Source organism: Pseudomonas sp. VS40, assembly GCF_018587885.1.
Classification (GTDB): Bacteria; Pseudomonadota; Gammaproteobacteria; order Pseudomonadales; family Pseudomonadaceae; genus Aquipseudomonas; species Aquipseudomonas pergaminensis.
Window position 1 is genome coordinate 220,376 of the sequence record NZ_JAGYWD010000009.1, and the last position, 6,623, is coordinate 226,998.

8 protein-coding genes are annotated in these 6,623 nt (G+C 60.3%); 1 reads left to right on the forward strand and 7 read right to left on the reverse strand.

What is annotated here, in order from left to right:
• Positions 1-65 precede the first annotated feature (65 nt).
• The 6 genes from KHP07_RS24780 to KHP07_RS24805 all read right to left on the reverse strand — a co-directional run bounded on the left by KHP07_RS24780 (position 66) and on the right by KHP07_RS24805 (position 5,331).
• A complete protein-coding gene (locus tag KHP07_RS24780) occupies positions 66-719 on the reverse strand; it encodes an HAD family hydrolase (protein ID WP_100491156.1) in 654 nt (217 codons plus the stop codon).
• A gap of 30 nt (positions 720-749) precedes the next feature.
• Positions 750-1,739 carry an ABC transporter ATP-binding protein gene (locus KHP07_RS24785; protein ID WP_016980251.1) on the reverse strand — a complete coding sequence of 330 codons (990 nt, stop codon included), beginning with the start codon at positions 1,737-1,739 and terminating at the stop codon, positions 750-752.
• Entirely contained in the window at positions 1,736-2,536 is an 801-nt protein-coding gene (locus KHP07_RS24790; RefSeq protein ID WP_025859118.1) for an ABC transporter permease, read from the reverse strand. Before KHP07_RS24790 ends, KHP07_RS24785 begins: the two co-directional genes overlap by 4 nt.
• Positions 2,523-3,359, reverse strand: coding sequence for an ABC transporter permease (locus KHP07_RS24795; RefSeq protein WP_078047696.1), 837 nt, complete (start codon positions 3,357-3,359; stop codon positions 2,523-2,525). The genes KHP07_RS24790 and KHP07_RS24795 overlap by 14 nt, the downstream gene beginning before the upstream one ends.
• Positions 3,356-4,162, reverse strand: coding sequence for an alkaline phosphatase family protein (locus tag KHP07_RS24800; protein WP_078047697.1), 807 nt, complete (start codon positions 4,160-4,162; stop codon positions 3,356-3,358). Before KHP07_RS24800 ends, KHP07_RS24795 begins: the two co-directional genes overlap by 4 nt.
• A gap of 92 nt (positions 4,163-4,254) precedes the next feature.
• Entirely contained in the window at positions 4,255-5,331 is a 1,077-nt protein-coding gene (locus KHP07_RS24805; protein ID WP_078047698.1) for an ABC transporter substrate-binding protein, read from the reverse strand.
• Positions 5,332-5,681: 350 nt separating this feature from the next.
• Between KHP07_RS24805 and KHP07_RS24810 the strand changes: the two genes are divergently transcribed.
• On the forward strand, positions 5,682-6,395 hold the full coding sequence (locus KHP07_RS24810) for a UTRA domain-containing protein (protein WP_078047699.1): 714 nt from the start codon (positions 5,682-5,684) through the stop codon (positions 6,393-6,395).
• Between the two features lie 3 nt (positions 6,396-6,398).
• Here the strand turns inward: KHP07_RS24810 and KHP07_RS24815 are convergent.
• The coding region (locus KHP07_RS24815; protein ID WP_214498180.1) for a hypothetical protein at positions 6,399-6,623 on the reverse strand (225 nt) is incomplete at its 5' end.

Consider the following 6,623-nt stretch of genomic DNA (forward strand, 5'->3'; position numbering starts at 1 on the left):
GAATTCTTCATCTGACACACTGCCATCGGGGGCAAGCCCCCTCCCACATTTTGATCTCGGTTCAATCAGGTCCAGTGATGGATTGGCCAGCCAGCTTTTTCGGCGTGTTCGCGCAGTACCGGGTCCGGGTTCACCACCTGCGGATGATCCACCTTCAGCAGCAACGGCAGATCATTGCGTGAGTCCGAATAGAAATACGCGCCTTCCAGCGTTTCACCTTCCTGTTCCAACCACGCCAGCAGACGCGTGATCTTGCCTTCACGGTACGTCAGTACACCCGCGGTACGCCCGCTGTACACGCCATGGCTGACGTCCAGTTCAATCCCTAGCACTTCATCAATGCCGATCCGCGCCGCAATCGGCGTGACCAGGTGCGTGCCCGACGCCGAGATCACCAGGATCCGGTCGCCATTGGCGCGATGGCGCGCGATGGTCTTGGTGGCGTCGCTGTAGATCAGAGGCTCGATCACGTCCTCGACCCAGGGCTCCACCAAGTGCTCGATTTCTTCCGGCGTGCGGCCGATCATCGGCTCCAGGCTGAAGTCCATGAAGTCTTCCATGCGTAGCTTGCCCTGGCTGTAGGCGTCCATCAGCTCGTTGTTCTTGCGCATGAACGACTCGGGGTCGACCCAGCCCAGGCGGCCCATCTGCTCGCTCCACAGGGTGGCGCAGTCGCCGTGGATGAGGGTGTCGTCCAGATCAAAAATTACCAATGCCATCCGTCATGCTCTCTCAAATGAAACGTTGCATCAGGCTACTTCACACAGGGCACTGGGGTCGATGGAAAGTGCCAGGCGTTGCCCGTCCGGGTGCAGGTCGTCGGCCGATCGGTTGAGCACATCCACCACCAGTTCCACGCCGCGCGCTTCGATGCGGTAGCGGATCACGTTGCCCAACAGGCTGTGGCTGCGCACCAGGGCGTCCAGTTCGCCGTCGCGGCTCAGTTCGATGGCCTCCGGGCGAATGGCGATGCGGCTGTTGATCGGGCGTTGCAGCAACTGGGTGGCCTTGTCGGCGTCCAGCAGGTTGTAGTTGCCGATGAAGCCGGCGGCGAACACATCGACAGGCGCGGTATAGAGGGTTTCGGCATCGCCGCTCTGCACGATCTTGCCCTGGTTCATCAGGAAGATCCGGTCGGACATGGTCAGGGCTTCTTCCTGGTCATGGGTGACGAAGATGGTGGTCAGCCCCAATTCTCGCTGGATCTGGCGGATCTGTTCGCGCAGGTGCTTGCGAATGCGTGCATCCAGCGCCGACAGCGGCTCATCCAGCAACAACAGGCGCGGGCGGGTGACCAGCGAGCGGGCAAGGGCCACGCGCTGGCACTGGCCGCCGGACATCTGGTGCGGGTAGCGGCCCGCCAGGTCCTTGAGCTCGACCAATTGCAGCACTTCTTGCACGCGCTTGTGGCTGTCGTCGGCGTTGACCTTTTGCATGCGCAGGCCGAAGGCAACGTTCTGTTCCACGGTCATGTTGGGGAACAGTGCATAGCTCTGGAACACCATGCCGATATGGCGTTTCTGCGGGCTCAACGGGACGATGTCCTGGCCATCAAGGAGGATTTTGCCACTGTCCACCGAGGTCAGCCCGGCGATGCAACGCAACAGCGTGGACTTGCCGCAACCGGACGGGCCGAGCAGGGTGACGAACTCGCCCTTGGCGATCTCGCAGTTGATGTCACTGAACACCGGGGTGCCGGCGTAGCCTTTTTGCAGGTGTTGGACGCTGACGAAGCTCATTGGCTTTTGTCCTTGTTCAAGATATTGGCGGCCCAGGTCAGCACCAGCACAAAGAAGAAATAGGAAATCACGACGGCACTGGTGAAATGGCCGCTGCTGTTGCGCATGTTGTTCAGGTAGACCTGCAGGGTTTCGTAGCGGGTGCCCACCAGGATGTTGGCGAACACGAACTCGCCGAACAGGAAAGAGAAGGACAGCAACAGCGCTACCATCAGGCCTTTGCGCAGGTTGGGCAGCACCACTAGGATCGCCGCCTGCCAGGTGCTGGCACCGAGCAGTTGGGAGGCGTCCATCAGGTCGCGCAGGTTGATCGCCTGCAGGTTGTTGGTGATCGCCCGGTACATGAACGGCAGCGCGACGGTGAAGTAGCAGCCGATCAAGATCCACGGCGTGCCCACCATCGCCATCGGCCCGGAGCCATACAGCTGCAGCAAACCCACCGACGACACCACGGGTGGCACCGCGAAAGGCAGCAGGATCAGGATGTTCATCAGCGCATCCAGCTTGGGAAAGTGATAATGCACCACGAACAGCAGCGGCAAAATCAACACCACCGACAGTACCAGTGCGCCCACGCACACCAGCAACGATTGCCCGAAGGCCATCAGGAAACGCGGGTCGCTCCACAGCTGTACGTACCATTTCACCGTGAAACCGGCGGGCAGGATCGTCGCCGACCAACTGCTGGCGATGGAATAGACGAAGGTGCCGATCAGCGGCAACACCAGGATCGCAAACAACAGGTACACCACCACGCGGTGGTAGAGGGAGGCCGGGCCGGCTTCAGCGCGAGACATGGTAGCTCCTCTTGAGCAGCAGTTGATGGACCACGGTGACCACGGTCATCAGCACCACCAGCACCACGGCCAGGGCACTGGCCAGGTTCGGGTCGAGGGACACATCGCCGGAGACCAGCCCCGCGATGCGAATCGGCAGTACGTTGAAGTTGCCGGTGGTCAAGGCGTAGACCGTGGCATAGGCGCCGAGGGCATTGGCCAGCAGGATCACGAAGGTGCCGAGCAAGGCAGGGGTCAGCACCGGCAGGCCGATATGCCGCCAGAACTGCCAGCCGCTAGCGCCCAGCAGGGACGCTGACTCACGCCAGTCTTCGCGCAATGCATCGAAGGCCGGGTAAAGCAGCAGCACACCCAATGGAATCTGGAAGTAGGTATAGAGGATGATCAACCCGGTCTTGGAGTACAGGTTGAAGTCCTGAATGATCCCCGCCTGCTTGAGCATGAGGGTGATGCTGCCGTTGAACCCCAGCAGGATGATGAACGCGAAAGCCAGGGGCACACCGGAAAAGTTGCTGGTCATGTTGGCAAAGGCCGTCACGAAGTTGCGCAACGGCGAATCCACCCGGCGCAACGAGTAACTGCCCAGCACAGCAATGATGATGCCGAAGATGCTTGAGTAGAAACTGATCTCAAGGCTGAACTGAATCGCTTGCAGGTAGAACTTCGAGCTGAAGATCCGCGTGAAGTTTTCCACGCCCCAGCCAGCTTCTTCGGTTTGCAGGCTGTTGATCAGTACCCACACCAGCGGGGCAATTTCGAACACGATAAAGAACAGTGCGAACGGCACCAGGCAGAGCAGCGCCAGCCATTTGCCACGGATCATTTCAACAGCTCCCGGCAGACAGGTTTGTCGTGGGGCACGCCCAGCAGTTCGCAGACGGTGCCACACAGCTCGGTCTGTTTCGGCGCGGCGCTGGGGTCCAGGCTGAACGCGTCGCCGAGCACGAATAGCGGCACTTCGCGTTCTTCCGGCAGCAGGCCGTTGTGGGAGCGGTCGTTGTTCATGCCGTGGTCAGCGGTTACCAGCACCTGGTAACCGGCATCGAGCCAGCCTTGCAGGTAGTCGGCCAGGACGATGTCGGCCACCCGTGCGCTGTTGCGATAGTGCGCGGTATCGAGGCCGTGCTTGTGGCCGGCGTCATCGATGTTCATCGGGTGCACCACCAGGAAGTCAGGCGCGTGTCTGAGGCGCAGGCTTTCGGCGTCGGCAAACAGGTGGGAATCCGGGTAGTGGTCATTCCAGTAGAAATGCCCGTGCTGGATCGCCAACGCCTTGTCGTCGGTGTGACGGTCGCGGGCCGCGAGAAAGGGCGTGCGGTTATACAACTCGCTGACCCAGTGATAGGCCGCCGCCGCCGTGGTAAGGCCGGCGTCGGTGGCGTAATGGAAAATGCTGCGCTGGTTGGACAGGCGCGAGACGTTGTTGTGGACGATGCCACTCTGGATCGGCGGTACGCCGGTCAGGATGCATTCATACAGCGGGCGGGACAGGGCGGGCAGTTCACATTCCAGCTTGTAGAGGGCTGCGCGTCCTGCGCCGACATAGGCCTGCAAGTGCCCCATGGCGTGTCGGGCAACCTCGAAGTTCAGGCCGTCGAGCACGACAAGGATGACAGTGTGCTTCATGGGGGCTGGCGCTCCGCAACAGATGGGCTTGGATCAGGGGGCATCAGATCGGTAGGAGCCGGCAAGCCGGCTCCTACAGAGGTTTGCTTCGATTACTTCATTTCTACGATGACCTGTTCATTCCACAGCTGTGGCAGCTTTTTGGACGTGGCTTCCCAGGCATCGGCATCCTTGATCGGCTGCGGGTTGGCCTTGGTGTACTGCTCGCCGGGGATCAGGTTCTTGGCGATTTCAGCCGGCAGTTTCAGGTCGGTTTCGGCACGGATCGGACGTGCATTGCCTTTCGCCAGGTTCAGTTGGCCGGCGTCGCTGAAGATGTATTCGCGTGTCAACTTGGCGGCGTTCGGGTGCTTGGCGTATTTGTTGATGATGGTGGTGTAGCCGGATTTCACCGAACCGTCCGAGGGGATCAGCACCACGTAGTCATCCGGGTTGGCCATCTTGGCCTTGTAGCTCAGGCCGTTGAAGTCCCAGACCACGCCCACTTCGACTTCGCCTTTTTCCATGGTGGCGATGGTCGGGTTGGACAGCGAGAGACGGCCTTGCTGGGCGATCTTGGTGAAGAACTGCAGGCCGGGGGCGATGTTCTTTTCGTCGCCTTTATTGGCGATGGCGGCTGCCAGTACACCGTTGGCCGCTTGTGCCGCGGTGCTTACGTCACCAATCGAGACCTTGTACTTGCCGCTCTGCAGGTCAGCCCAGCTGGTGGGCACTTCAGAACCGTGCAGCAGCTTCTTGTTGACGATAAACGCGATGGTGCCGGTGTAGGCCAATGCCCAGTGACCGTCCTTGTCTTTAGCCCAATCCGGGACCTGGGCCCAGGTGGACGGTTTGTACGGCTGGGTGACTTCCTGCTTCACCGCAATCGGACCGAACGCTGCGCCTACGTCGCCGATGTCGGCGCTGGCGTTGTCTTTCTCGGCCTTGAACTTGGCGATTTCCTGGGCCGAGCTCATGTCGGTGTCGATGTGCTTGAGGCCGTAGGTCTTGGCGAGGTCTTCCCAAGTGCCTTTCCAGTTGGCCCAGTCATCGGGCATGCCGACGCTGTTGACGGCGCCTTCCGCTTTCGCGGCGGCTTCAAGAGTTTTTAGATCGGTATCAGCGGCCATGGCGGCGGTGCACATGGCAATGGTCGAGCCTAACAGTGATGCCAGGAAAAGCTGTTTCATCCGAAGCTCCTTTGGGCGTTTTCAACGCTGCGTTTTTGTCGACGTTTGCGGTGGTGTTGGTCTAGGTCAGCAATACCTGAGCCAATCTAGGCTCGATGGATGACAGTTTCATGTCGATGTCGTTTTTAAATCGCTGATGTCGCTAGTCGCAGAGTTAGCGTAGACCATGCTCAAGTGCCCGCAGGGCTGGGACTTGGCCGATGTATTGCAGGGTGTGCTATGGGGATGCACACGGACTGTCATCTGTCGGTCATCTGTAATGCCTAGGCTGGCAGGCAACCGTGCAAGCCCATTTACGGAGCGGTTTGTGCACCTTGTCGGTGCTGGTCTAGTCCAGATAGGTAACGTTGATGCGTGATGAGGCAATCAAGGCGGTGACATCCATCGGCCTGGCGCTGCAAGAGCAGATCGACCATGGCCTGCTGCCGCCTGCCAGCAAACTGCCCGCCGAGCGCAAGCTCAGCGAGTTGTTTGGTACCACTCGGATTACGGTACGGGAAGCCTTGTTACAACTGGAGGCCCAGGGCCAGATCTATCGCGAGGAGCGGCGCGGCTGGTTTGTCTCGCCGCCACGGCTGGCCTACAACCTGATGCAACGCAGCCACTTTCACGCCATGGTCAGCGACCAGGGGCGGGTGGCGTCCACCGAAGTGATCTCCGCGCGGCTGCAACCGGCGTCGGCAGCGGTGTGCGCCTGGTTGCAATTGCCGGCGCTGTCCAGCGTGATCCAGATCTGCCGGGGCCGACGGATCGATGGGCGTTTGGTCTTGTATGTGGAGCACTACCTGAACCCGCAGTATTTCCCGGGGATTCTGGACTGCGATTTGAATCAGTCGATGACTGAACTGTATGCGCGCAAGTACGACCTCCACTACGGGCGCGTGCGCTTTGAAATCGTGCCGACATCACTGCCAGTGGAAGCTGCCGCCGCGTTGCGCGTCTCAGTGGGCAGCCCAGGCTTGCGGATCGCCCGGGTCAACTATGACCAGCACCAGCGTTTGATTGACTGCGACCTGGAGTTCTGGCGGCATGATGCCATCCACGTTGGCGTGGATGTGATCTGATATTCAGCGGTGAGCGATCGCAGTGTAGGAGCCAGCTCCCACATTTGGATTGCGGGGCAGCAGTTGGAGAATGGTCGGCAGTGAGGCCGCCTTCGCAGGCAAGCCAGCTCCCACATTTGGATTGCGGGGCAGCAGTTGGAGAATGGTCGGCAGTGAGGCCGCCTTCGCAGGCAAGCCAGCTCCCACATTTGGATTGCGGGGCAGCAGTTGGAGAATGGTCGGCAGTGA

Bases quoted from the DNA above. Each gene is read 5' to 3' on its own strand.
- KHP07_RS24800 (WP_078047697.1), bottom strand. From the start codon at position 4,162: ATGAAGCACACTGTCATCCTTGTCGTGCTCGACGGCCTGAACTTCGAG.
- KHP07_RS24805 (WP_078047698.1), bottom strand. From the start codon at position 5,331: ATGAAACAGCTTTTCCTGGCATCACTGTTAGGCTCGACCATTGCCATG.
- KHP07_RS24785 (WP_016980251.1), bottom strand. From the start codon at position 1,739: ATGAGCTTCGTCAGCGTCCAACACCTGCAAAAAGGCTACGCCGGCACC.
- KHP07_RS24810 (WP_078047699.1), top strand. From the start codon at position 5,682: ATGCGTGATGAGGCAATCAAGGCGGTGACATCCATCGGCCTGGCGCTG.
- KHP07_RS24795 (WP_078047696.1), bottom strand. From the start codon at position 3,359: ATGATCCGTGGCAAATGGCTGGCGCTGCTCTGCCTGGTGCCGTTCGCA.
- KHP07_RS24780 (WP_100491156.1), bottom strand. From the start codon at position 719: ATGGCATTGGTAATTTTTGATCTGGACGACACCCTCATCCACGGCGAC.
- KHP07_RS24790 (WP_025859118.1), bottom strand. From the start codon at position 2,536: ATGTCTCGCGCTGAAGCCGGCCCGGCCTCCCTCTACCACCGCGTGGTG.